A 24,695-nucleotide genomic window follows, 5' to 3' on the forward strand; every position below is an offset into this window, starting at 1 on the left:
CGCCTCAGGCTCCCGCGGGTTGCGCCGTTCTTCGGCTTTCGATCCGGAGGACATCCTCGGCCGGGATGTAATAGTCGCGGTCGTAGTTGAACGTGTGGGCGATGGCGACCGCCAGGAGGGCGACGAACGACAGGGCGGCCAGCCACCAGATGTACCAGACCAGGGCGAAGCCGAGCACGGTGCTGAGCGCGGCCAGGATGACGCCCGTGCCGGTGTTCTTCGGCATGTGGATCGGCTTGAAGCCCTGCAGGGGCTTGTCGTGACCGCGCTTCTTCATGTCCCACCAGGCGTCGAGGTCATGGACCATCGGCGTGAACGCGAAATTGTAGGGCGGGGGCGGCGAGGTGGTCGACCACTCGAGCGTGCGGCCGCCCCAGGGATCGCCTGTGAGGTCGCGCAGCTGCTCGCGGCGGAGGTAGCTGACGAAGAGCTGGATCAGGAACGACAGGATGCCGGCCATGATTATGAAGACGCCGATTGCCGCCGTCGTCAGGAAGGGCTGCAAGGCGGGATCGTCGAAATACTGCGTCCGGCGCGTCACGCCCATCAGGCCGATGATGTAGATCGGCATGAACGTCACCCAGAAGCCGACCAGCCAGCACCAGAACGATGCCTTTCCCCAGAACGGATCGAGCTTGTAGCCGAAGGCCTTCGGGAACCAGTACTGTACACCCGCGAGCAGCCCGAACACCACGCCGCCGATGATGACGTTGTGAAAATGGGCGACCAGGAACAGGCTGTTGTGCAGGACGAAGTCGGCGGGCGGCACCGCGAGCAGCACGCCGGTCAGCCCGCCGATCACGAAGGTCGGGATGAAGCCCAGCACCCAGATCATCGGCGTCTCGAACCGGATCTTGCCGCGATACATGGTGAAGAGCCAGTTGAAGACCTTAGCGCCCGTCGGGATCGAGATGATCATTGTGGTGATGCCAAAGAACGCATTGACGTTGGCGCCGGCCCCCATCGTGAAGAAGTGGTGAAGCCAAACAAGCCATGACACGACGGCGATGACCATCGTGGCATAAACCATCGACGTGTAGCCGAACAGCCGCTTGCTGCAGAAGGTCGACACCACCTCCGAATAGATGCCGAAGGCCGGCAGGATCAGGACATAAACCTCCGGATGGCCCCAGATCCAAATGAGATTCATGTACAGCATCGAGTTGCCGCCGAAATCGTTCGTGAAGAAGCGCGTTCCCACGTAACGGTCGAGCGCCAGGAGCGCGAGGGTCGCGGTCAGGATCGGGAAGATCGTCACGATGATGGCGTTGCTGGCGAGCGTCGTCCAGGTGAAGACCGGCAGCTTCATCATCGTCATGCCCGGGGCGCGCATCTTCACGATGGTGGCGATCAGGTTGATGCCGGACAGCGTGGTGCCGACGCCCGCGATCTGGAGGCCCCAGATGTAGTAATCGACCCCCACGCCGGGGCTGTAGGCCGCCCCCGACAGCGGAGGATAGGCGAGCCACGTCGCCCGCGAGAACTCGCCCACGAACAGGGACATCATGGTGAGGACGGCGCCTCCCGCCGTCATCCAGAAGCTGAAATTGTTCAGGAACGGGAAGGCGACGTCACGGGCGCCGATCTGCAACGGCATGATGTAGTTCATGACGCCGGTCACGAAGGGCATGGCCATGAAGAAGATCATGATCGTGCCGTGAGCGGTGAAGATCTGGTCGTAATGATGCGGGGGCAGGTAGCCCTCCGCGCCGACCGCGAGCGCCTTCTGCGTGAGCATCATGACCGCGTCGGCGAAGCCGCGCAGCAACATCACGATGGCGAGGATGATGTACATGATGCCGATCTTCTTGTGATCGACGCTTGTGAACCATTCGCGCCACAGGTAGCCCCACTTGCCGTACCAGGTGACGGCGCCCACGAGCGCAAGACCGCCCAGGGCCACGACGATGAAGGTCACCACCAGAATGGGCTCGTGATAGGGGATGGCCTCCAGCGTCAGGCGACCGAATATGAATTGCTGGAGATCGAGGTTCGAGAACATGCGGATGCTCGCTCCAATCAGTGCTGGTGGCCGTCGGCAGGCCGGTTGTTCAGTTGAGTCGGCGCGGGACCACTCTCCGGGCGGGACGGGGCATTGCTCGGCGGTGTCTTGCCGCCCTCTTCGCCGGGCTGGTCGCGCGGCATCACCCCTTCGGGCTCTTCGAGGCTCCTCGGCGGCCGGCCGGAGGCCGGGAAGGTCGCTCCGGACGGCTCGTCGCCGCCTTGCAGGCGGCGGCTGTCGTACTCGAGCCGCTGACGGTTCGCCTCGCTGTCGGCGACCGCACCGCCCATCCTGTCGATGTGGTGCATTTCATGCACGCACATCTGGCCGGGCGCGACGCACAGGCCGACGATGGCACCGAAGAGGCCGTTCTCGACCGACGTGAAATATCGGACCGGCTCGGCTTCGCTCGGCTTTTCCAGCGCGAGATAGGCCTGGCGGTCGAGTGGCGCTCCGGAGGCCTTGGCTTTCGCCACCCACTCGTCAAAGCCCTGCGGGCTGAGGCTGCGGAAGCCGAAGTTCATGCGGGAGAAGCCCGATCCGCTGTATTGCCCCGATATGCCGGTGAAGTCTCCCTCCTGGTTCATGACGGCGTGGAGCTTCGTCTCCATGCCCGGCATGGCGTAGATCATGCCCGCGAGGGCGGGAACGTAGAACGTGTTCCACACGGACGAGGACGTGATCCTGAAGGTGATCGGCACATTCGCGGGCGCGGCCATCTCGTTCACGCTCGCGACGCCGTGTTCGGGGTAGATGAAGAGCCATTTCCAGTCGAGGGCGACGACTTCGACCGTCAGCGGCTTCACGTCGGCGGGCACCGGCTTGTTGGGCGCGATCCGGGAGAGCGGCCTGTAGGGGTCGAGCGTGTGCGTGCTGACCCAGGTCATGGCGCCCAGGGCGATGATGATGAGGAGCGGCACGGTCCAGATGACGACCTCGAGCTGGGTCGAGTGGTGGAAGTCCGGATCGTAGGTCGCGTCCGCATCCGTGTTCGACGCGCGGTAGCGCCACGCGAAGATGAATGTGAGCGCGATCACGGGCAGGATGACGAGCAGCATGAGCGCGGTGGACGCGATGATGAGGTTGCGCTGCTGGACCGCGATGTCGCCGGAGGGGTCCATGACGGTCATGCCGCAGCCGGCGAGCAGCCCCGCAGCCGCGAGGAGCGCCAGCGTGCGGAGGAGACTGCGCTTCAGGGATACGCCAGGACGGCCATCTGCGCTCTTATGGTTCGGGTTCATCGGCTTGCGCATGACTCAGACCTGCCGGAGTTCCGAGCGGGACAGGCTGAGCGCCACGAGGGTCGTAACCGCCCCGGACAGCAGGTAGAGGCCGACGCAGGCGAGCCCGTAGCGGGCCGACAGGAACAGGACGATCAGCGGCGCGAACCCCGCCCCGAGCAGCCAGGCGAGGTCGTTGGTGAGAGCCGCGCCGGTGTAGCGGTAGCGCTGCGCGAGCTGCGACGTCACCGCGCCGGAGGATTGGCCGTAGGACAGGCCGAGCAGCGCGAAGCCGGCATTGACGTAAATCGTCTGGCCGATTGCGTTCTCCTCGATGATCAAGGGCGCGATCGTGCTGCAGATGGCGAAGACGGCGATGAGGCCTGCCGAGACCAGGAGGAGCTTGCGGCGGCCGATCTGGTCGGCGATCAGACCCGAGGCCAAGACCGCGACCGCGCAGATGAAGGCGCCGGAGCATTGAACCATCAGGAACTCGCCGGCCGAACGGTCGGTGAACAGAGTGATCCAGCTGATGGGGAACACCGTCACGAGGTGAAACAACGCGAAACTCGCCAGGGGAACCAGAGCCCCGACCAGGAGGATCCCTGCGTGACTCCGTATCAGGGGGATGATGGGCGACGGTTCGAGCCGCCCCCGTTCGAGGAGCCGCGTGAATTCCTCGGTGGCCACGAGACGCAAACGGGAGAACAGGGCCACGACGTTGATGGCGAAGGCGCAGAAGAACGGATAGCGCCAGCCCCAATCCAGGAAATCGGCCTCCGACAGGTTGAGCATGAAGAAGGCGAACAGCACGCCGGCCACCATGAAGCCGAGGGGCGCGCCGAGCTGCGGGAGGGCGGCGTAGAAGCCGCGCCGTTCGACCGGCGCGTTGAGGGCGAGGAGCGACGCGAGCCCGTCCCAGGCGCCTCCGAGCGCCAGGCCCTGTCCGATCCGCAGGACGCCGAGAAGATACAGGGACCAGGCGCCGATCTGCGCGTAGCCGGGCAGGAACGAGACCGCCATGGTGGAGAAGCCGAGCAGGAACAGCGCGATGGTGAGTTTGACGCCGCGGCCGTGCCGGCGGTCGACCGCCGTGAAGATGACTGAGCCTATCGGCCGCGCGACGAAGGCCAGCGAGAACATGGCGAAGGAGTAAAGGGTGGCCGTCAGGGGCTCAGCGAAGGGAAAGAACACTTTCGGGAAGACCACCACGGACGCGATGGCGAAGACGAAGAAGTCGAAATATTCCGCGGCCCGGCCGATGATGACCCCGATGGCGATCTCGCTCGGCGCGACCTTGTGGTCGGTGGACACCAGGCGGGCGTCGCGCTCGATGGGCGTGGAGGTTGGCTGCGGGCCTTCAACCTGATCCGTCGTCATTGGGGCGATCACCTCCCGTGAGAAGAGTCCGGCCCAAGCGGAAGATGGTTCAGGCCCGCGACAGCCTGTTCCCAGCGACGCGATCCGAGGCATCGTCGCCTTCATTCAGGTTGGACTTGAGCCCAGGTTTTAGGGTCGATGACTGCTTCAACAACCCGGCCTGCAAGCATTTCGGCGCGGAACGGGCGTTTGAACGCGAGATCGGGAGCCAACGGAATGGATCGCCCTCGGCTTGGCCCGGCGGAAGCCGCGTCCAAGGGAGGGTCGAAGGGGGAGCGCAGAGACAGCTCCGCGCTGCCTCTGTGCGGCATAGACGAGGGAATCCATGACGGCGAAGTGCGAGAGTGACGGTGCCCGTGTCATCCCCAGGCCGGACGCTGCCTCGCCTTGCTATCCCTGGCGGCTGCGCAGCGCCTTGTCATTCTTACGCGATCCTCGCAAGCGTGCCAGGCGTGAGCGCGGTGACCGCACGCACCCTCATGGCCGAATGGCCCGAGCTGGGGAGCCTCTCCGGCAAGCGGATCGCCGCGTGGTCGGGGTGGCCCCGCTCAACCGTGACTGCGGCCAGCAGCGGGGCTATCGCGCCATCGGCGGCGGACGGGCACACTTGCGGCGCATGCTCTCCATGGTGGCGATGGGCGCGGCCACGCGTAACAATGCGCGGCTCAAAGCCTTCTATCGAAAGCTGCGCTCTGCCGGCAAAAAGCCCAAGGTGGCTCTCGTGGCGGTCATGCGCAAGCTCATCGTCATCCTCAACGCTCTCATCCGAACAAACCAGACCTGGAACCCCCAAACGGCTTGATCAACAACACAGTCGCTCCCCGTTGCTGTCCGAAACTTGCAGGAGAATACTTCACATGCAAAACCCCGCATCGCAGAGCCATGCGGGGTCGATCGCTCACGGGAGCTTGAGCCTCTTGGCCGCCTTAACGTTCGATGACGGTGACAACGCGACGGCTGCTGCCCTCGACGATGTAGTACCGATCGCCCACCAGCACGACCTTGCAGTCACGCACGCCCGTGATCAGGCTCTCGAGCGTGGTCGGGCAGTCGACGAGCTCCGTCACGGTCGTGGGAACGGTCTGGCCGACCGTGATAGTGACGTTCTGCTGAACGGGCCGAATGTTGACGCTGCGAAGCGTTTCGACCGCCCGGGTGCGTTGCTCGCCTGTGATGTTGACCGTGGTCGAGCTGCTGGTTCCCGTGGCTGCACCGCCGCTCGTGCCGGCTGCGCCTCCAGTCGAACCGGAAGCCGCGCCACCGGAAGACGTGCCGCTCGCGGCCCCACCCGAGGTTCCGCCGGAAGTCCCTCCGGACGTGCCGCTCGCCGCCCCACCGGAGGTTCCTCCGGAAGCTCCGCCGGATGTGCCACCGGCTGCGCCACCTGACGTACCGGACGAAGTTCCGCCCGAGGTGCCGGAGGCGGCTCCGCCAGAACTCGTGCCGCCGCTCGTCCCACCTGAAGCACCTCCGGAACCGCCAGAGGTGTTGGGCGCGACGGTTGCTCCACCCGAAGAACCGCCCGAAGAACCGCCGGACGAGCCGCTCGTCTGGGCTACGGCAGCAAGGCTGAGGGAGAGAGCAGCAGCAGTCACTGTCGTCAGCAATGCGATACGCATCTGTATTACCTCCATTCACGACCGGGCTCACATGAACCCGTATCGACGGATACAAACGACATTCCGAAATATAATGTTCCGCTGCCCGTGAATGCTATTCAGTATACTTAGAGTATAGATGGACAACTTGATCCAATGTAACGAAATTTGTCGGCATTTAAGGCTTCATGCGAGGATGTTTCATGTCTAAATGAACAAATATTCATTTGGCTTCGGGCTGTAATCTGGATGCTTGGTTCATCCGTAATTTTGCAGCGCTGAATCTGCTGATGCCCGCAACGGATCTTCTTGACGATTCGCTCGGCCCTTTTCGGCAGGTGGTCGACAGCATCCGCCATGGGCCGCCATGACGCGTGAGCGTTCCGGTGCTTGGGTCACGGGGATCGGTATGCTTAACGACCCGGGCTGACGTTTATTCCCGGCCGATGTCGATATTCCGGATCGATGCGGCGTGGGGCGGGCGGCTTTCACGCGGTGAACAGTTCCGGGTGTTCCGCCTCCACTCGCGGCAGGGCCCTGAGGATCTCCGTGAGATGGCGGAGCATGGCCTCGGCCGCGGCATTCTCGTCGCAGGCATCGATAGCCGTCACGATAGCGCGATGCTGATCGACCAAGGGCAGCATCGCCTCCGGGCCGGGGAGGGTGAGCTGGCAGACTCGGTCCATATGAGCCTTGATGTCCTGGATGGCTTCCCAAGCGAGCGGGCAGCCCGCTCCCTCGGCCAAAGCAACATGGAAGAGTTCGTCATAGCGCTGGAAGGCGGCATGATCGTCACGCCGCGCGGCATGTGCTTGCATTTCCAGCAGGTCATCGATCCTCTGCCGGCTCTGCCTGTCGAATGAGGAGCACGCCCGGCGCACGACCGCGGTCTCGATAGCCTCCCGGACGAAACGGGCCTCCATCATCTTCCGGACCGAAATCTTGACCACGATGGTTCCCCGCTGCGGCTGAATCTCCACCAGGCGGGTTCGGGCGAGGCCGATGAGGGCCTCTCTGACCGGCTGGCGCGAAACGCCGTGGCGTTCGGCGATATCGTGCTCCGAAAGGCGACTGCCTGGAGGGAGTTCCAAGGTGATGATGGAACGGCGCAGTTCGTTCTCGATCCGCTGGGCTGCGGAACCTTGATGGGCGGGGAAGTGCGTGTTCACAGCGGTTCTCATGCTTTTGGCGCATTGCCTTATATATCAGTGGATACTACCATACAAGTGTCGGCCAGTAAGCTGCGGCAAGCGGCACCTGGCCCGGCTTGGGAGGCAGAAGCCCCTTGAGCCGTCGGGCGGGCCGGAAGGTTTTGCCGGCAATACGACAACACGTGAGGAAACCTCAGGAGGACAGCATGACGACGAAGCGATTCCTGGTTGCGGCCACGATCGGCCTATGGGCGGCCTTGATGAGCGGAACGGCAGGAGCCCAGACAACGCTCCGCTCCGCGGATATTCATCCGGACGGGTACCCGACCGTCGAAGCCGTGAAATATCTTGGCTCCCTGCTCGAGAAGAAGACCAATGGCCGTTACAAGATTCAGGTCTTCCATTCGGCCCAGCTCGGTCAGGAGAAGGACACGATCGAGCAGACCCGTTTCGGCGTGATCGACCTGAACCGCATCAACATGGGGCCATTCAACAACCTCATTCCGGAAACATTGGTACCGTCCTTGCCCTTCATCTTCCGCTCGGTCGAGCATATGCGCAAGACCATGGACGGTCCGATCGGCGATCAGATCCTGAAGGCCTTCGAACCTCACGGCCTCGTGGCTCTGGCCTTTTACGATTCCGGTGCGCGCTCCTTCTACAACTCCAAGCGCCCCATCAACACGCCCGCCGATCTCAAAGGCATGAAGGTTCGCGTGATCCAGTCCGATCTCTTCCTCGACATGGTGAACGCACTCGGCGCGAACGCCACGCCGATGCCTCCGGGCGAAGTCTACTCGGCGCTTCAGACCGGCGTGGTCGATGGCGCCGAAAACAACTGGCCGAGCTACGATTCCTTCCGGCACTTCGAGGTGGCGAAGTACTACTCGCTGACCGAGCACTCCATGTCTCCGGAGGTGCTTGTCATGTCGAAGAGGAGTTTCGACAAACTCTCTCCGGAGGATCAAAAGGCGCTGCGTGAAGCGGCCAGGGAGTCGGTCGCGAAGATGCGTGAGCTCTGGGAAGCGCGCGAGAAGGATGCGGAGAAGAAGATCCGGTCCAGCGGCAGCCAGATCAACAATGTCGANAAGGATTCGAAGGTGAAAGACCTCGTCGGGCGCATCCAGGCGACGAACTGAGACGGGATGGTTCCCGAACTGCTCAGGGCCGGCGTGAGCCGGCCCGAATTTTCCTGAACGGAGATTGTGTCAATGCGCGCTGGACTTGCCGCGTTGTCCCGCATCCTCGGCATCATCAACAGAGCGGCGCTCTGGATCTCGGGGGGCGGCCTTGTCGTGATGACCGTGTTCGTGGCCTGGCAGGTGTTTGGCCGCTACGTGCTGAACCAGTCGCCGAGCTGGACGGAGCCCGCTTCCCTGCTGCTCATGAGCTGGTTCATTCTGTTGGGGTCGGCGGTCGGCGTGCGGGAAGGCAATCACCTCGGCTTCGAGGTTGCTCTTCACTACGCGCCTCCGGGCGCGCGTCAGGCAATGCTCGCCGTCACCGAGTTGCTGGTTTTCGGCTTCGGCGCCGCCATGGCGTGGTACGGTGCGGATCTCGCGGCAGAGACCTGGTCCGCCGCGATGCCGGGGCTGCCGATCCCGCAAGGCATGGATTACGTGCCGCTTGCCGTCGGTGGCGTTCTGATCGCGCTCTTCTCTCTTGAAAAGCTCGTTCGTCTTCTGCTGGCCGGTGAGGACGTTCCTCTGGTTCGGGTCGACGAACCGCATCTGGCTCCCATAAAGGATTGATGCGATGGAGATCTGGGTTCTCTTCGGCGTCTTCACCGCGCTCCTGCTCATCGGAACGCCCGTCGCCTTCTGTCTGGGCATCGCGTCGCTCGCAACCGTGCTCTACATGGGCCTTCCGCCGGTCGTGGTGTTTCAGCAGCTCAACTCCGGCATGAACGCCTTCGCCATGATGGCGATCCCGTTCTTCATCTATGCCGGCGATCTGATGATGCGCGGCGGCATCGCCGACCGGCTGATCCGGCTTGCCGCGGGCTTCGTCGGTCACCTGCGCGGGGGGCTTGGGCAGGTGAATGTGGTCGCCTCGACGCTGTTCGGCGGTATCTCAGGCTCGGCCATCGCGGACGCTTCGGCCATCGGCGGCATCATGATCCCGCAGATGGAGAAGCGCGGCTACGCCAAGGATTATGCCGTCAACGTCACGGTGAACGCCGCAATCATCGCCCTGATGATTCCGCCGTCCCATAACATGATCATCTACTCCATTGCTGCCGGCGGCACGATATCGGTGGCGGATCTGTTCACGGCAGGGGTTCTGCCCGGTCTTCTCCTGGCTGCAGCCCTGATGATCACCGCCTATGTGGTTGCCGTACGTCGCGGCTATCCCGCCGATCCGTTCCCGGGCCTCCGGCTGCTCGCCTACTTCTTCGTTTCCGCCGTCCCTGGCATCCTGCTCATCTTCATCATCTTCGGCGGCGTCCGCTCTGGCGTCTTCACGGCAACCGAGAGCTCCTGCATCGCGGTCGTGTATGCGCTCCTCGTCACGCTCTTCGTTTACCGCGAGATGAACTGGGACGGTTTCGTGGAGGCGACGCTCGGGGCAGTGCGCACCACGGCCATGGTGCTCCTCGTGATCGGCACGGCCACCGCCTTCGGCTGGCTCATGGCCTTCCTCCAGGTGCCGCAGGCGACGATCGAGCTGATGAGGACGGTGTCGGACAATCCCATCATCGTGCTTCTGCTGATCAACGTCATCCTGCTGGTGCTCGGCACCTTCATGGACATGGCGCCGATGATCATCATCTGCACGCCGATCTTCCTGCCCGTCATCAAGGCTTTCGGCATCGATCCGGTCCATTTCGGCGTGATCCTGATCCTCAATGCCGGAATCGGCCTCAACACGCCGCCGGTCGGCTCGGTGCTGTTCGTCGGCTGCGCCGTGGGCAAGATCTCCATCGGCGAAGCCATGAAGACCATCTGGCCGTTCCTGGGTGCCAGCGTCCTCGTGCTGTTGCTCGTGACGTACATTCCTGGCCTGTCGCTCTGGCTGCCGTCTCTGTTCCGCTGATCAAACTCCGCCATTTCGTTCAATGAGGTATCCATGACCATCGAAGTCCGGCAGGTCTGCCACCCCGAAGCCGTTCGCCATTTCAGCACCACCGAGCTGCGCCGCCACTTCCTGATCGAGACGTTGTTCGTTCCCGGCGAGACGAGGCTCACCTACAGCCATATCGACCGGCTTGTGGTGGGCGGCGTCACCCCGACCGCCAAGCCCATCGCTCTGGAATCCCATAAGCAGATCGGCTCTCCCAATTTCCTCGACCGCCGGGAGCTCGGCGTCGTCAATCTCGGCGGCGCAGGTCGGGTCCACACCGACGGGGAGGTGCATGAGATCGGGCCGCGCGATGCCCTCTATGTGGCCATGGGCACCAAGGACGTGCGCTTCGAATCGGCCGATGTCGCTTCGCCAGCCAAGTTCTACCTCGTGAGCACCCCGGCGCATGCCCGCTTCGAGACGGTGAAGATCGGCCTCGACCGGGCACGCCGCGTCGATCTGGGCGAGGCGGCGAACGGCAACGTGCGCACGATCTACCAGATGATCCATCCGGATGTCTGCCGCTCGGCGCAGCTCGTCCTGGGCATGACGCAGCTGAAGCCCGGCAGCATGTGGAACACCATGCCGGCCCACGTTCATGACCGCCGGTCGGAGGTCTACGTCTATTTCGACATGCAGCCGGATACCCGCGTGTTCCACTTCATGGGTGAGCCGGACGAGACGAAGCACCTCGTGGTCGCCAACGAGCAGGCGATCCTCTCGCCCGGATGGTCGATCCATTCCGGCGTCGGCACCAGCAACTACACCTTCGTCTGGGCCATGGGCGGCGACAACCAGGACTTCACCGATATGGACATGGTGCCCATGGACGCCTTGCGCTGAGGGACGACGATGACGATCACATTCGATCTGACCGGGAAAACCGCGATCGTGACCGGGGCCAATACGGGGCTGGGTCAGGGGATAGCAACCGCGCTTGCTCAAGCGGGCGCGTCGATTGTCGCCGTGGGCCGTTCGCCGATGGAGGAGACGGAACGCCGCTGCCGGGCTTTCGGCGTCGATTTCCACAGCGTCCAGGCAGACCTGTCGACGCTCGAACCGATCGAGCGGATCGTGTCGGAGGCTGCGGAGTTCGGCGGGCGCGTCGACATCCTGGTCAACAACGCCGGCATCATCCGTCGCGCCGACGCCATCGCGTTCACGGAGAGAGACTGGGACGACGTGATGAACGTCAACCTCAAGTCGACCTTCTTTCTGTCGCAGGCCGTCGCCCGCACGATGCTGGCGGATGAAGCCGGCGGCAAGATCATCAACATCGCGTCGCTGCTGTCCTTCCAGGGCGGCATCCGCATTCCGTCATATACGGCCAGCAAGAGCGGCCTTGCGGGCCTGACGCGCCTGCTCGCCTGCGAGTGGGCCGCCAAGGGCATCAACGTGAATGCCATCGCGCCGGGTTACTTCGTGACGAACAACACGGAGGCTCTGCGCAACGACCCGAAGCGGAGCAGCGAGATCCTGGGCCGCATTCCGGCCGGCCGCTGGGGTGAGCCCGACGATCTCGGCGGCGCTGCCGTGTTTCTGGCGTCACCCGCGGCGAACTACATTCACGGCATCGTTCTGCCCGTGGATGGCGGCTGGCTGGCGCGCTGAAGACCTTGGAGGAATCATGAGTCACAGGAGCGAAAACTTCGCTTTCGACAGCGAGACGGACTGGGAGCCGGCCGGAGAGGGGATCCGGCGCAAGGTCCTCACCTACGATTCGCAAGTGATGATGGTGCGTGTCGCCTTCGAAGCCGGCGCCGTGGGTTCTCTTCACTCGCACCCGCATATTCAATGCAGCCTGGTGGAGGAGGGAATCTTCGACATCACCATCGCCGGACGAACGGAGCGTCTGAGGCGCGGCGACAGCTTCCTCGTCCCCTCGAACGCGATTCATGGAGCGGTGGCGGTCGAGGCAGGCATCCTTCTGGATGTGTTCACGCCGATGCGTGAGGACTTCGTCGGTTCGTGAGGACGACGTGAAGAAGGGGACGCCGACGAGCCGGCGTTACTTGAGCCGCCGGAACGTGGCGACACGGTAGAAATAGATCGCGAGAGCGACCAGCAGAACCGTGTTCGTGACCGGATTCATCCACTGCGCGACCATCTGATATTGCGCCTCGAGCATGTATCCTGCGCCCGCAAGAAGGGTGTTCCACAAGATCGTGCCGAGGGTCGAGTAGAGCAGGAACTTGGGCAAGCCCATCCTGACGATTCCGGCAGGAACCGACACGACCGTTCTGATCGCAGGAGCGAGACGGCCAAGCAGCACGGCCTTGCCGCAGTGCCGGAGGAAGAAGGCTTGTGCCCGCTCGAGCTCCTCCGGCGAGAGCGTCAGCCAACGTCCATGCCTGGCAGCGAAGACCTTCAGGCGCTCGAGTGTGACGAGGCGTCCGGCCACGTACCAGAGCAGGGTGCCGGCAACCGAGCCCAGGGTTCCGGCCAGGATCACGAGTGCGAAGTTGAGATCGCCCCGCGCCGCCGTGAAGCCCGCCAGCGGCATGATGAGTTCCGAGGGAATCGGAGGGAATACGTTCTCGGCGAACATCAGGAGTGCGATGCCGAGATATCCGGAGGTCTCGATGAGGCCCGTGATCCAATCGAACATGATGCTCCCTGTTGAGTGGTCATGGGAGGACGGCTGCCATGCCAACCGGGATACGTGGTGGAGGTTCCGGTTGACCGGACTTCCGCGGCTGTCGGGACAGGCACGATGGCGGGACTGAGGAGGTTGCCCTGCAACCGCGACAGGTCCGAAAGCCTTACAGGAGCGCGCTTTCCTTTCTGCCGGACAGATGAAAAGCCGCATACACGGCGATCACCGTCATCGTGAGGAGGATGGTCGAGAGGGCGGACGCCGTGCCGTACTCGCCGTCCATGACCGAGAGATAGATGCGCACCGGCATCGTGATGGTGCTGCCCACATAGAGCACGAGGGAGGAGGAAAGCTCATTCATGGCCGTGACGAAGCTCATGAGCGCGCCGGCCATGATGCCGGGCAGAATCAGCGGCACCGTGACTTTCAGGAAGGCCTTGCCCGGCGAATAGCCGAGACTCACGGCGGCATCCTCCAGATTGGGGCCGACCTGCTTCAGCGCCGCTGCGACGGAACGCGCCGAGTAGGGAAGGCGCCGGACGAAAACCGCCATGATGATGATGAGGCCCGTGCCGGTCAGCGCGAGCGGCGGCTCGTTGAAGCGGGTGATGAAGGCGATGCCCATGACGATGCCCGGCACGACGTAGGGAACCATCAGAAGCGCGTCGAGCGTTCCCGTTGCGATGCCCGGCCGCCGCGAGATCAGGTAGCCGATCAGGGTCCCGGTGATCACGATTGCCGCCACCGCGACGGAGGAGAAGATCAGCGTGTTCCAGATCGGCTCCGAGACGGTCGAGACGACGCGCTCGTAGCTCCGCAGGCTGATGCCGGGCTGGAATACGGGACCGCTCGTGCGCCGGAAGGAGAACAGCACCACGATGATGGCAGGCAGCGCGCCGACGATGACGATCGCGTAGGCGAGAGCGTGAAGCCCTACGGCCTTGAAGCCACGGGCATGCTGGCGTTCCGGCTTCTTGATCAGGTTGCTGTGGTAAACGTTCTTGCGCAGGATCCAGCGCTGCCCGAACACGATGATCATCGACAGGACGATCAGCACGATGCTGAGCGCCGAGGCCATGCCCGGGTTGCCGCCGACCTCGCTGCCGTAGAGGTTGAACGCTTCCGTGGCCAGCACGTTGAAGTCGCGGCCGATGATCCGTGGCGTGCCGAAATCCGCGATGGACAGGACGAAGGTGAGGAGTGCGCTCGCCGATATGGCCGGCAGGATCAGCGGAAACGTGATCGTGAAGAGGCGCTTCATCGGAGATACGCCAAGACTTTCCGCCGCCTCTTCGACGGAGCGGTTGATCGAGGCGAGCGCTCCCGACGTGATCAGAAAGACATGAGGGAAGAACTTGAACGCGAAGACGAGGATCACCCCGACGGCGCCATAAAGCGGCGGAATGGAAATGCCGACGGAGGAGAGCCCCTTGCGCACGACGCCGCTCGCGCCGAACAGCACGATCCATGCATAGGCGCCGATGAAGGGCGGGGACACCAGGGCCACCACGGCGAGCGTTTGGATCAGCGCGCGGCCATAGATGTGGAACCGAGTGGTCACGAAGGCGAGGGTGACGCCGAGGAGGAGGGCGCCCGTCATGCCGCCGAACCCGGCCAGGAGAGTGTTGCCGACCGCCCGCTGATAGGCCTTGATCGTGGCGATCTGAACGTAATGAACGAGAGAGAACGCTCCCGTGTCGTTGTCGATCAGACTGGCGCGCAGCACCGACGAAAGGGGCCAGATCAGCAGGGCGATGAGGATGACCCAGGCTGCGATGAGCACAAAGGTCCAGATATCGAAGCGAAGTCGCCGTCTCATCGGGCCCGCTCCGCATCGAGCACGTCGCCGCTGGGGCGGAAGAGAACGATCTTCTGGAGCGGAAGGCGCACCTCGACCGGGCGTCCCTCCATTTCGATGAAGTCCTGGGCCGGGTCCGCCACCTGAGCCACGATCTCGCCGGCTTCGGTCTTGAGGGTGTAATGCGCTTCGCGACCGAGGAAGGTCACTTTGAGCACTTCGCCCTTCAGTGAGATCACCCCTCCCCGTGACGAGGCGGCGGCGAGTTCGACGTTCTCCGGACGGATGGCAACCTCGACGGGGCCCGACGCCTGGGCCGGATAATCGATGACTTGGCTGCCGACGAGAAGGCGTCCACCTTCGAGCTGTCCCGGCAGGAAGTTCATGGTTCCGACGAATGACGCCGCGAACCGCCGCATCGGCTTGCGGTAAATCTCGTAGGGCGTTCCGATCTGCTCGACATTGCCCTTGTTCATCACGCAGATCCGGTCGGAGACCGCGAGAGCCTCCTCCTGATCGTGCGTCACGTAGATGGTCGTGATGCCGAGCCGCCGCTGGATGTCGCGGATATCCTCCCGCAATTCGATGCGCAGCTTCGCGTCCAGGTTCGAGAGCGGCTCGTCCATGAGCAGAAGGGTGGGCCTGATCGCCATGGCGCGCGCAAGGCCGATGCGCTGCTGCTGCCCGCCCGACATCTCGGCCGGGAGGCGGTCCTGGTAGCCGTCGAGGCGGACCATCTTGAGACTCTCGGCCACCCGCTCCGCGATCTCGGCCTTTGGCAGAGCGCGCGCCTTGAGCCCGAAAGCCACGTTGTCGGCGACCGACAGGTGCGGGAAGACGGCATAATCCTGGAACACCATGCCGATGTCACGCTTGTGCGCGGGCTTGTGGTCGATGCGCTCGCCAGCCACGATGATCTCGCCGCGATCCTGGTGCTGGAAGCCCGCGATCGTGCGCAGAAGCGTGGTTTTTCCACAGCCGCTGGGGCCCAACAGGGTGAAGAATTCACCCGACGCGATATGGAGATCGATGCTCTCCAGGACCCGTACATCCTTGTAGCTCTTGGCCAGCCCCTGGATCTTCAAATCGGCCACACTCGGCTCCCCTTATCGCCTATCCACGCCTCGAAGCGGCCCCGACTTTACAAAAGTTATAGCCTTCAGCAACATGAAGTTACCTGGCTAACTAAATCCCCGGGAGGATTCCATGTTGAAAATCGGAATGACGGCGGGCGTGCTGCTCGCCTCCCTGACCGTCGCCGCGATGGCCCAAGACAAGACCGTGACGGTCTACACGGCCCATAAGGCATCCATCGTCGATGCTCTCGTGCCGAAGTTCGAGAAGGAGACCGGCATCAAGGTCGACGTCGTGAAGGCCGGCTCAGGCGATATCATCAAGCGCGTCAAGGCGGAATCGGCCTCGGCGAAGGCCGATGTGATCTGGAGCATCGGCGGTGAGCAGCTCGAGGACAACAAGGACCTGCTGGCCGTCTACAAACCGAAGGAGGACGACGCCCTCCTGCCGAACTACAAGGTAAGCCCGGAATGGATCCCCTATACGGGCATCCTGCTGGTCATGGCGGTCAACAACAAGGAGCTGAAACCCGCCGATTACCCCAAGACCTGGGCCGAGCTCGGCGACCCCAAGTGGAAGGGCAAGGTCTCGTCCGCGCGGGCCGACACCTCCGGCTCCAGCTTCCAGCAGCTTGCGACCGTGCTGATCGGCCATGGCGACAAGGGGTGGGACGTCTACAACAAGATTCTCGCCAACATCAACCTCTCGGATTCCTCGGGCGCCGTTCCGCGTTACGTCAACGACGGTGAGGCTCTCGTGGGCCTGACCCTCGAGGACAATGCCCTCGACTACGTCAAGGGCGGCGGGAACGTCGCCATCGTTTATCCCGAGGACGGGTCGTCCACCGTTGCCGACGGCGTTGCCCTGGTGAAGGGCGCACCCCATGCGGAGAACGGCAAGATCTTCATCGACTGGCTTCTCTCGAAGCCCGTGCAGGAGCAGCTCGTCTCCGAGATCGGACGCCGCTCGGTCCGCAAGGACGTGACCGGCGCGGGACTGAAGCCCATCAGCGAGATCAAGCTCGTTGACTACGACATTAAGAAGGTGGCACAGAACCGCAACGAATGGGTCGCCAAGTGGAAGACGGCTCTGCAGAACCGTTGAGCCGCAACCATTTGAGGTCATCTGTCTGACATGCTGATCGAAGCATTCTCCGAGGCGAAGGACCCATCCGCGCCTCATGCGAACGAGGACCAGATCGTGATCCTGCCGGGCCGCGCCTACGCGGTCATCGACGGGGTCACGGACCGCCTCGGAACGCGCTACGACGGAATGCTCTCCGGGCAGTATGCGGCCGTGACCGTCAAGCGCGCGCTCGAGCATATGTTGAGCGCGCCCGATGCGTGCATGGACGGTCCTGCGATCGTCCGTGCGCTGACGACCGAGATCGCCGCGGCCTACGAGGCGCATGGCATGGCCGAGAAGGTTCGGAAGGACTGGAATCTGCGCCTCTCGGCGGCGCTCGCGCTGGTTCTCGTTCGGGCGGAAACCCTGGATGTGATTCTCGTCGGCGACAGCGGCGTGCGCATCAACGGCGAGATCGTTGTTCGCATGGAGAAGGACCTCGACCTGATCACGGCCGTTCTGCGTCGCCAGGCTTGGCCCGTGATCGGTCGCAAGACGAGCGATCCCGACAAGCAGGAGCAGGTTTCCCGCCGGGTCACATGGCACGGCACGCGCCAGCCGCTCGACGCGGTGGCCGATACGCTGGATGCCCACGACATGGCCCTCATCGAAAGCCGCGCCATCGCGGCCAATCTCGAGGCATTGCCGCACGTGGCACGGGCGGACATCGAGAATCTCGTGCGGGGCGGCATCGTCCATGCACAGGGCGGCTATCAGAACAACGCTTCCCTGCAGCTCGGCTATCCCTGCCTCGACGGTTTCGAGGTGCCGCAGCACATGATCGCGATCAGGAGCTTCCCGCGTTCCGAGGTCGAGACGATCGAGATCTACTCGGACGGCTACTTCAAGCCCGGCGACGGATTCGGCGTGGCCGCGTGGGAGAAGGCTTTCGCCGAGGCCGAGCGAGAGGACCCCGCGAAAGTCACGCTTTATCCTTCTCCGAAAGGATCCACCGCCTCTCACTGGGCGGATGATCGGACCTATCTCGCCGTCAGGTTCTGAACCACGGACCTGGGTTTCCCATCACGGCAGGGCTGGGCGGGTTGAGCGGCGTATTGCCTGGCTCCTCCGACCTCGTTCAGGCGAGGAGAGCGGGCTTCCGACAACGTCTGGTTTGAAACGTTACTTCTCGTCCTCGCTCACCGTGATCGTGGATGGACCGCCGTTTTCCCGCGAAGTGTGGCAAATCCGGGTTGGTCCGTCCTAGAATTCGCCCTAATTGAACGCAAAGTCTTGGGACGCGGCAAAGGTTCATTGTTAATTTGTAGTTAGGGTGCTCGTGGCTCAATCGGGATGGTCGGGAACCAGGAAATATTCCTCTCTGGTGCTCCTCGCAGGACTTCTGTCCGGTGGGCTGTCGATCCCGCCTGCGATCGCATTCGACTTCTTCGGCCTCTTCGGCGGAGGCGACGAGACTCCGCCGCCGCCGAATGCGGAAACGCTGCCGTATAGTCTCGATTTCACCGTCGTCGGTGCGGACAAGACCCTCGTCCAGAACCTCAAGGACGCCTCGACCCTGCAGAGGCTTACGAGCGATCCTCCTCCCGATGCGGAGTCGCTCGTTCGCCGTGCCGAGGCGGACCTGCCCCGCCTGAACGATGCGCTCTGGGGGGCGGGTTACTACAATGCGCGGATCGCGATCACGGTGGCGGGCATGCCCCTGTCGCTCCCGGCTTCCCGTCCCGAGGCAGCCATTCGTGCGGCGACGGCCTATCGCGCACGGGCGCTGGTGCCCGTTCAGGTCATTGTCGATCCCGGCCCGCAATTCGTCCTTCGGAATGTCGCCGTTCTGGATGCCAGGACCGGCCGCCCGTTCATGCCGGACGAGCTGCCGCCCCGCATCGTCAAGATCGAGCCTGGCGATCCGGCTCGCGCGGCCGACATCGTGGCGGCCCAGGCGCGGATCGTCGATCACTTCCGCGCCCAGTCGCGGCCATTCGCCAAGGTGACGGGACAGAATCCCGTCGTCACCCATCCGGCGCAGGTCATGGACATCAGCCTCACGCTCGATCCGGGCCCCCGCGCGGGGATCGGAGACATCGCGGTCCGAGGCGCGGAGAACGTCGATCCGGCGGTGGTGCGCTCGTTCATCTACACCGAGCCGGGCGATCCCTACTCGCCGGCAGCCCTCGCGTCGATGCGAAAGTCCATCCTCAGCATCGAGGCGTTGTCGTCCGTGCGCATCCGCGAGGGAGAGACGCTCGACGCCTACGGCAATCTTCCTCTCTTCGTCGACATCACGGAGCGGCAGCCACGCGTCATCGGGGCATCCGTCCAGTACTCGACCACCGACGGTCCCGCCGTTCGGGCCTATTGGGCACACCGCAATCTGTTCGGAGGCGCGGAGCGGCTGCGGCTCGAGGGCAGCCTCTTCTATCTCACCGAAGACGGCGGCCGCCCCGAAGAGGACGACGATGATTTCGACTGGGACGATCTGGGAGGGCGCTTCCGGGCGAGCTTCCTGAAGCCCGCCCTCTGGGGAACGCGCAACGATTTCCTCGCTGACGCGCTCGTCGAGCGGGATCGCACGGAAGGGTACACGAGCCGCCTGGTCAACGGGACGGCGGGCATCCGCCACCGCTTCAGCGAGACGTTCTCCATCCAGGGCGGCATCGAATACGAAAAGGGACAGGCCTCGGACATCCTCGGGCAGGTGGACTACACCCTCGTGGGCCTGCCGCTGTCCGTCACCTACGATTCCACCGACAACACGCTCGACCCGACGCGGGGCATGAAGCTGCTCGCCTCGGTGACGCCCTATCCGGATTTCCTCGGCTCGTCGGTTCCCATGACCATCGCGCGGGGAACCGCGTCGGCGTACTGGTCCATCGACGAGGAGTCCCGCTACGTGCTCGCCGGCCGCCTCGGCCTCGGGTCGATCATCGGACCGGACCTCGAGGAGATTCCCGCGAACCGCCGATTCTTCGCCGGGGGAGGCGGGTCGGTGCGAGGCTTCGGCTATCGCTCCCTCAGCCCCACCTTCCTGGGGGAGCCCATCGGCGGACGCAGCCTCTTGGAGGCGTCGGTGGAGGCGCGGATCAAGGTCACCGACACCATCGGCATCGTGCCCTTCGTCGATGCGGGAACGGCCTTCGAGTCGAGCTATCCGGATTTCGACGAATCCATCCGGGTCTCGGCAGGTCTGGGCCTGCGCTATTACACGGCGATCGGGCCGATCCGCCTGGACGTCGCGACCCCCATTCGCCGCGAACAGGGGGATGACCGCTCTTTCGCGATTTACGTCGGAATCGGACAGGCGTTCTGATGATCATGCTGCGCCGCCTTCTCACCCTCATCGCCGTCGCTGTCCTGGCTTTCGGCGGTTTCTGGTTCATGGCCGGTTCGCGGAGCCAGGCCCAGACGGACCAAAGCGTTCTGGCGAACCTGATCTCGCGGGCCTTGTCGACTCCGACGACGCGGGTGAGCATCGGCCGCGTCGAGGGAGCGCTCTCGTCGAACGCGGTGATCCGGGACGTGCGGATCGCGGATCGCGACGGCGTCTGGCTGTCGCTCGATCGGGCGCGTCTGGTCTGGACCCGGACGGCTCTCCTGCGCGGGCGTCTTGAGGTTAACGAACTCGAAATCGACCGCTTGCAGATCCTGCGCAGGCCGGAGACGTCCGAGGAGGACGCGGCGTCCGTCTCCGATGAGCCGATCCTGCCCGAACTGCCCGTGAAGGTGATCGTGGAAGGATTCACCTTGCAGGAGCTCGCGCTCGGGGAGCCCGTGCTCGGAACGGCCGCGCGGCTCTCGGCGCAAGGCTCGGCCAATCTCGGTGATCCCAACGAGGGGCTCGAGTTCGATTTCGCGGCGCAGCGCCTCGATGCGCCCGGACGCCTTTCGATCAACCTCGATTACGTGCCCCAGACGAACCGGCTCGCCCTGGACCTGACCCATCAGGAGCCGGAGGGCGGGATCGCGGCCCGGCTGCTCGCTCTGCCGGGTCTTCCGCCATTCGATCTCAAGCTCGCCGGCGAGGGGCCCTTGAGCAACTTCGCGGCCCGGCTCGATTTCTCCGCGGGACCGACCATCGGCGCGGCGGGCGCGACGGTCGTCAGGCGGGTGGGCGCCGCCTATCAGGTGGACGCCGATCTCTCCGCGCAGGTCGAGGGACTTCTGCCCGCGCCGGTCGCTCCTGTCTTCGCGGGAACGACGCGGTTGGTCGGCAACGTGACGATCGGGGATGACGGCGGCATTCGGCTCCAGCCGGTTCGCATCACGTCGAACGTCGCCAGCTTCGACATGGCGGGCACCGTCAGCTCCGGTCAGGCCCTCGACCTGACCTTGCAGGCTCGCGCCCTGCCCAACGACGGCTCCGCCACCCGGGCGGGCGACGCGGAAATCCGGCGCCTTGCTTTCGACGGCCGCGTGCAGGGCACCATGACGGCTCCGCGCATCAACGGTTCCCTGGAGGCCGCGGGAGTGCGGCTGCCCGAGGGGGCGCTCGACACCCTGACGGCCCGCATCGCCATGGATCCGGTGAGCGACGTGGCGATCCCCGACCGCTTCACCTTCACCATCGACGCGAAGGCCGGAGGAATCGAGCCGGCCGACAGGGCGCTCGCACGGGCGCTCGGTCGGACTCTCTCGCTCACCGCCAACGGCATTCTGGGCCGTGACGGCATCGCCAATGTCGATACGGCGCGGCTCGAAACATCGACGGCCCAGGCAGGGTTCAGGGGCCGCGTCGGCTCGACCGTGCTGGATGGAACCCTCGATGCCGAGATCCCGGCGCTCGCCGTCTTTTCCGGTGTCGCCGGCCGGACGCTGCGCGGCTCGGCGGCCCTGACGGCACGGCTCGCGGGCAATCCGCGGCGGTCCGACATCGCTGCGACCGTCGATGCCAACCTGCGGGACCTTTCGACGGGAACGCCGCCGCTTGACGGCCTCCTCGGCCGTTCGGTCGCGGCGAACGGCATCCTGCGCCGTGTTCCCGGCGGGTTCGCGTTCGAGAACTTCCGGATCGGCGGAGCGCATCTCGATGCCCGCGCGGATGGGCGGGCGACGCAGAGCGCAGCCAATTTGGGCCTCGTGATCACCGTCGACGAACTCCGGCGTGTGGACCCTCGCATCACCGGGGGGCGAGCGGATGTGACGGCGCGGCTGACGGGCTCGCTGGAGCGGCCGGACGTGACGGCGACCGCGACCCTGTCCGACATGCGCGCCCTCGACCGGTCGATCCCGCGCCTTGTGCTGCAGCTCGACGGGAAGGACGTGACCGGTGCTCTCGATGCGGCGCTCACGCTCGACGGGCAGGTCGGCGCCAAACCGGCCACCGGTACGGTTCATCTTGCCCGGCCGGCGGAGGGGGGATGGCTGCTGGACCGGCTCGATGTCGCGGTCGGCTCGGTCTCGATGACCGGCAACCTGCGCATCGGCTCCGACCAGCTCGCCCAGGGGCGGGTGTCCCTCTCGGGCAGCAATCTCGACGATCTCTCTCCACTGCTGCTGACAAGGCTCGATGGTTCGGTCAATGCCGAAATCGTGCTCGGGGCACAGAATGGCCGCCAGGACGCATCGGTCGTTGCCAACGGTTCCCGTGTGGCGGTTGCCGGCGTTACCGTGCGGGATTTCGACGTGCGAGTTGCCGTCACGGATCTCTACAGGCGCCCCGTGATCGACGGGACCGCCCGGGCTGACACGCTGAGTGCGGCCGGGCAAACGTTCAGAACGGTCAATCTCACGGCCCAGGGCACACCCGATGCTTCGACCGTCACGGCCTCCGCCGTGGGGCAGGGCTTCGACCTGAATGCACAGGCCCGCGTGGTGCCGGGCGACGCGACGCGGATCGAGCTGGCGAGCTTCACGGCGCGGCGCGGCAACAGGCGCCTCGCATTGGCGCAGCCCGCGGCCATTTCGCTTCGGAGCGGGACTGCCACCATCACCGGCCTTGTGATCGCCGCCGATCAGGGTCGCGTCGGCGTGTCCGGCACCGTGGGCGAGCGGCTCGACCTGTCGGTCGACATTCGCAACCTCCCGCTCCAGATTGCCGACATCGTCGTTCCCAATCTCGGGCTGGTCGGCACCGTGAACGGAAGCGCCACCGTGCGAGGCGAGGCGAGCGATCCGAATGGAAGCTACGATCTGCGGGCGACGGGACTGGCGACGCCCGAAACGCGTCAGGCCGGATTGCCGCCGCTCACGGTCGCGGCGCAGGGCCGGATCGCGGAGCAGCGGGCAACCATCGACGCCGACGTCGCGGCCGGGCGCTTCGGAACCGTGCGGCTCGCGGGCAGCGTTCCGCTCGACGCCGCGGACGACCTGGCTCTGAGGGTTTCCGGCAGAACCGATCTTGCGGTCGCCAACAGCTTCCTGTCGGCAAGGGGGCAGCGCCTGACGGGCGGCGCCACCCTCGACCTGACGATCGCGGGCACGATGGCGGACCCGCAGATCCGGGGCGCCGTCACGCTCGCGGGCGGCAGCTTCGTCGATTCCCTGCAGGGCATCCAGCTGAACGACCTCGGCGGGCGCCTCACTGCGGCAGGTCAGACACTCACCATCGAGAGCCTGAGCGCACGCACCCGCAATGGCGGATCCCTGACGGCGAGGGGACGGGTCACCATCGATCCGGCGGCCGGACTGCCCGCAGACATCCGCATCGCGGGGAGCCGCGCCCAGCTCGTCTCGAATGAAACCGTGGATGCCACGGCCGACCTGGATCTCGCGATTTCCGGGCCTCTGATGAGCCGGCCGCGCGTCGCGGGCCGCGTCAACATCGTCACGATGAACGTGTCGGTGCCCGACCGCCTGCCGACGACCCTGAGGCCGTTGCCGGGCACCAGGCATGTCCAGCCGACGCCCACCGCCGCTGCCCGGCTCGCATTGGCTCGCAAGCAGCAGGGCGCGGGCTCCCGAGGAGCCCCCTTCAGCGCGGACCTCGATCTCGTCCTCACCGCGCAGAATCGCATCTTCGTTCGCGGACGAGGGATCAATGCCGAACTCGGCGGCGATCTGCGCCTCCAGGGCACGTCGCGGGATCCCGTTGCCATCGGGGCGTTCGAGCTGCGGCGCGGACGCCTCGACCTCATCGGACGGCGCATCGACTTCGTGCGGGGACGCCTGGATTTCACAGGGGATCTCACGCCCTCCCTCGACTTCCTGGCCGAGACGCAGGCAGGCGATGTGACGGCCCGCATCGCCGTGACAGGGCCCGCGTCGCAGCCCGAATTCGCCTTCAGCTCGAGCCCCGATCTGCCGCAGGACGAGGTGCTGTCCCGCGTTCTGTTCCAGCGTCCGTCCGGCGGCCTCTCGGCCGGACAGGCGTTGCAGCTTGCGCAGACGGTGGCGCAACTGTCCGGCGGAGCCGGAACGGACGCTTTCGAGAGCCTGCGCCGTTCGCTCGGCGTCGACAGCCTCGACATCACCGTCGATGCCAGCGGCGGCCCGGCAGTGGGCGTCTCGCGCTATATCAGCGACAATGTCCGTGTCGGCGTGAGGGCCGGGGCGCGGCCCGAGGAAAGCGGCGTCACCGTCGATGTCGACCTGACGCGGCGGCTCAAAGCGCAGGGTGCGGTCGATGCCGAAGGGGGAACCTCCGTCGGCCTCGGCTTCGAGCTGGAGTACTGAACCCGCGGCGCCGCAAAGCCATCCTTTTGCCCGCCGACCCGGCTCAGCCGGGTCGGCCGCGGTGGCAGGCGGGCATGCACACTCAGACGTGAAACGAGGGCGGGAACCAGGGATTGGATCGC

The 24,695-nt window shown here is 64.8% G+C and carries 19 protein-coding genes; 11 read left to right on the forward strand and 8 right to left on the reverse strand.

Features of this window, described 5'->3' with window-relative positions:
• Window positions 1-4 precede the first annotated feature (4 nt).
• From cyoB to E4K09_RS10255, 3 genes are read right to left on the reverse strand one after another with little or no spacing between them, the layout of a single operon-like run.
• Window positions 5-2,002: a cytochrome o ubiquinol oxidase subunit I gene (gene cyoB, locus E4K09_RS10245; RefSeq protein ID WP_134496653.1), complete on the reverse strand. Its 1,998-nt coding sequence runs from the start codon at window positions 2,000-2,002 to the stop codon at window positions 5-7.
• Window positions 2,003-2,019: 17 nt separating this feature from the next.
• Window positions 2,020-3,243, reverse strand: a complete 1,224-nt coding sequence (cyoA, locus tag E4K09_RS10250; protein ID WP_244610447.1) for a ubiquinol oxidase subunit II — start codon at window positions 3,241-3,243, stop codon at window positions 2,020-2,022.
• A gap of 15 nt (window positions 3,244-3,258) precedes the next feature.
• Complete coding sequence (locus tag E4K09_RS10255) at window positions 3,259-4,602, reverse strand: MFS transporter (protein WP_134496655.1); 1,344 nt, start codon at window positions 4,600-4,602, stop codon at window positions 3,259-3,261.
• A 529-nt stretch (window positions 4,603-5,131) separates the two neighbouring features.
• Here E4K09_RS10255 and E4K09_RS28990 point away from each other — a divergent pair.
• Window positions 5,132-5,404: a transposase gene (locus tag E4K09_RS28990; RefSeq protein WP_166802256.1), complete on the forward strand. Its 273-nt coding sequence runs from the start codon at window positions 5,132-5,134 to the stop codon at window positions 5,402-5,404.
• A 124-nt stretch (window positions 5,405-5,528) separates the two neighbouring features.
• Here E4K09_RS28990 and E4K09_RS10265 read toward each other — a convergent pair whose 3' ends face one another.
• Entirely contained in the window at window positions 5,529-6,221 is a 693-nt protein-coding gene (locus tag E4K09_RS10265; RefSeq protein ID WP_134496657.1) for a DUF1236 domain-containing protein, read from the reverse strand.
• Between the two features lie 467 nt (window positions 6,222-6,688).
• Complete coding sequence (locus E4K09_RS10270; protein WP_134496658.1) at window positions 6,689-7,369, reverse strand: GntR family transcriptional regulator; 681 nt, start codon at window positions 7,367-7,369, stop codon at window positions 6,689-6,691.
• Window positions 7,370-7,557: 188 nt separating this feature from the next.
• On the opposite strand from E4K09_RS10270, the gene E4K09_RS10275 reads away from it, so the two are divergent.
• The 6 genes from E4K09_RS10275 to E4K09_RS10300 form a co-directional block, all read left to right on the forward strand.
• On the forward strand, window positions 7,558-8,438 hold an 881-nt coding region (locus E4K09_RS10275; protein ID WP_244610438.1), incomplete at its 3' end, for a TRAP transporter substrate-binding protein.
• A gap of 124 nt (window positions 8,439-8,562) precedes the next feature.
• Window positions 8,563-9,102 (forward strand): TRAP transporter small permease, encoded by a 540-nt coding sequence (locus E4K09_RS10280; RefSeq protein ID WP_134496660.1) that lies wholly within the window; start codon window positions 8,563-8,565, stop codon window positions 9,100-9,102.
• A 4-nt stretch (window positions 9,103-9,106) separates the two neighbouring features.
• Window positions 9,107-10,387, forward strand: a complete 1,281-nt coding sequence (locus E4K09_RS10285; protein WP_134496661.1) for a TRAP transporter large permease — start codon at window positions 9,107-9,109, stop codon at window positions 10,385-10,387.
• Window positions 10,388-10,420: 33 nt separating this feature from the next.
• Window positions 10,421-11,257 carry a 5-dehydro-4-deoxy-D-glucuronate isomerase gene (kduI, locus tag E4K09_RS10290; protein WP_134496662.1) on the forward strand — a complete coding sequence of 279 codons (837 nt, stop codon included), beginning with the start codon at window positions 10,421-10,423 and terminating at the stop codon, window positions 11,255-11,257.
• Window positions 11,258-11,266: 9 nt separating this feature from the next.
• Entirely contained in the window at window positions 11,267-12,025 is a 759-nt protein-coding gene (kduD, locus tag E4K09_RS10295; protein WP_134496663.1) for a 2-dehydro-3-deoxy-D-gluconate 5-dehydrogenase KduD, read from the forward strand.
• 16 nt (window positions 12,026-12,041) lie between these two features.
• The gene (locus E4K09_RS10300) at window positions 12,042-12,386 is read left to right on the forward strand and encodes a cupin domain-containing protein (protein ID WP_134496664.1); all 345 of its coding nucleotides are present in this window, start codon (window positions 12,042-12,044) and stop codon (window positions 12,384-12,386) included.
• 36 nt (window positions 12,387-12,422) lie between these two features.
• Here the strand turns inward: E4K09_RS10300 and E4K09_RS10305 are convergent, their stop codons facing one another.
• From E4K09_RS10305 to E4K09_RS10315, 3 genes are all read right to left on the reverse strand, one after another.
• Entirely contained in the window at window positions 12,423-13,022 is a 600-nt protein-coding gene (locus tag E4K09_RS10305; RefSeq protein WP_134496665.1) for a DedA family protein, read from the reverse strand.
• 154 nt (window positions 13,023-13,176) lie between these two features.
• Window positions 13,177-14,829 (reverse strand): ABC transporter permease, encoded by a 1,653-nt coding sequence (locus E4K09_RS10310; RefSeq protein ID WP_134496666.1) that lies wholly within the window; start codon window positions 14,827-14,829, stop codon window positions 13,177-13,179.
• Window positions 14,826-15,902 carry an ABC transporter ATP-binding protein gene (locus E4K09_RS10315; protein ID WP_134496667.1) on the reverse strand — a complete coding sequence of 359 codons (1,077 nt, stop codon included), beginning with the start codon at window positions 15,900-15,902 and terminating at the stop codon, window positions 14,826-14,828. The genes E4K09_RS10310 and E4K09_RS10315 overlap by 4 nt, the downstream gene beginning before the upstream one ends.
• A gap of 112 nt (window positions 15,903-16,014) precedes the next feature.
• Here E4K09_RS10315 and E4K09_RS10320 point away from each other — a divergent pair, with 112 nt between their 5' ends.
• The 4 genes from E4K09_RS10320 (at window position 16,015) to E4K09_RS10335 (ending at window position 24,573) form a co-directional block, all read left to right on the forward strand.
• On the forward strand, window positions 16,015-16,986 hold the full coding sequence (locus E4K09_RS10320) for an extracellular solute-binding protein (protein WP_134496668.1): 972 nt from the start codon (window positions 16,015-16,017) through the stop codon (window positions 16,984-16,986).
• A 30-nt stretch (window positions 16,987-17,016) separates the two neighbouring features.
• Window positions 17,017-18,009 (forward strand): hypothetical protein, encoded by a 993-nt coding sequence (locus E4K09_RS10325; RefSeq protein WP_134496669.1) that lies wholly within the window; start codon window positions 17,017-17,019, stop codon window positions 18,007-18,009.
• 322 nt (window positions 18,010-18,331) lie between these two features.
• A complete protein-coding gene (locus E4K09_RS10330) occupies window positions 18,332-20,272 on the forward strand; it encodes an autotransporter assembly complex protein TamA (RefSeq protein WP_244610439.1) in 1,941 nt (646 codons plus the stop codon).
• The gene (locus E4K09_RS10335; protein ID WP_134496670.1) at window positions 20,272-24,573 is read left to right on the forward strand and encodes a translocation/assembly module TamB domain-containing protein; all 4,302 of its coding nucleotides are present in this window, start codon (window positions 20,272-20,274) and stop codon (window positions 24,571-24,573) included. Before E4K09_RS10330 ends, E4K09_RS10335 begins: the two co-directional genes overlap by 1 nt.
• Window positions 24,574-24,695: the final 122 nt, after the last annotated feature.

This window comes from Microvirga pakistanensis (genome assembly GCF_004458765.1).
GTDB lineage: Bacteria > Pseudomonadota > Alphaproteobacteria > Rhizobiales > Beijerinckiaceae > Microvirga > Microvirga pakistanensis.

What these genes read in the sequence shown, in the direction of transcription:
- cyoB (WP_134496653.1), bottom strand. Translation starts at nt 2,002, where the DNA reads ATGTTCTCGAACCTCGATCTCCAGCAATTCATATTCGGTCGCCTGACG.
- E4K09_RS10305 (WP_134496665.1), bottom strand. Translation starts at nt 13,022, where the DNA reads ATGTTCGATTGGATCACGGGCCTCATCGAGACCTCCGGATATCTCGGC.
- E4K09_RS10335 (WP_134496670.1), top strand. Translation starts at nt 20,272, where the DNA reads ATGATCATGCTGCGCCGCCTTCTCACCCTCATCGCCGTCGCTGTCCTG.
- E4K09_RS10285 (WP_134496661.1), top strand. Translation starts at nt 9,107, where the DNA reads ATGGAGATCTGGGTTCTCTTCGGCGTCTTCACCGCGCTCCTGCTCATC.
- E4K09_RS10320 (WP_134496668.1), top strand. Translation starts at nt 16,015, where the DNA reads ATGTTGAAAATCGGAATGACGGCGGGCGTGCTGCTCGCCTCCCTGACC.
- E4K09_RS10325 (WP_134496669.1), top strand. Translation starts at nt 17,017, where the DNA reads ATGCTGATCGAAGCATTCTCCGAGGCGAAGGACCCATCCGCGCCTCAT.
- kduD (WP_134496663.1), top strand. Translation starts at nt 11,267, where the DNA reads ATGACGATCACATTCGATCTGACCGGGAAAACCGCGATCGTGACCGGG.
- kduI (WP_134496662.1), top strand. Translation starts at nt 10,421, where the DNA reads ATGACCATCGAAGTCCGGCAGGTCTGCCACCCCGAAGCCGTTCGCCAT.
- cyoA (WP_244610447.1), bottom strand. Translation starts at nt 3,243, where the DNA reads ATGAACCCGAACCATAAGAGCGCAGATGGCCGTCCTGGCGTATCCCTG.
- E4K09_RS10265 (WP_134496657.1), bottom strand. Translation starts at nt 6,221, where the DNA reads ATGCGTATCGCATTGCTGACGACAGTGACTGCTGCTGCTCTCTCCCTC.
- E4K09_RS10280 (WP_134496660.1), top strand. Translation starts at nt 8,563, where the DNA reads ATGCGCGCTGGACTTGCCGCGTTGTCCCGCATCCTCGGCATCATCAAC.
- E4K09_RS10310 (WP_134496666.1), bottom strand. Translation starts at nt 14,829, where the DNA reads ATGAGACGGCGACTTCGCTTCGATATCTGGACCTTTGTGCTCATCGCA.
- E4K09_RS10300 (WP_134496664.1), top strand. Translation starts at nt 12,042, where the DNA reads ATGAGTCACAGGAGCGAAAACTTCGCTTTCGACAGCGAGACGGACTGG.
- E4K09_RS10255 (WP_134496655.1), bottom strand. Translation starts at nt 4,602, where the DNA reads ATGACGACGGATCAGGTTGAAGGCCCGCAGCCAACCTCCACGCCCATC.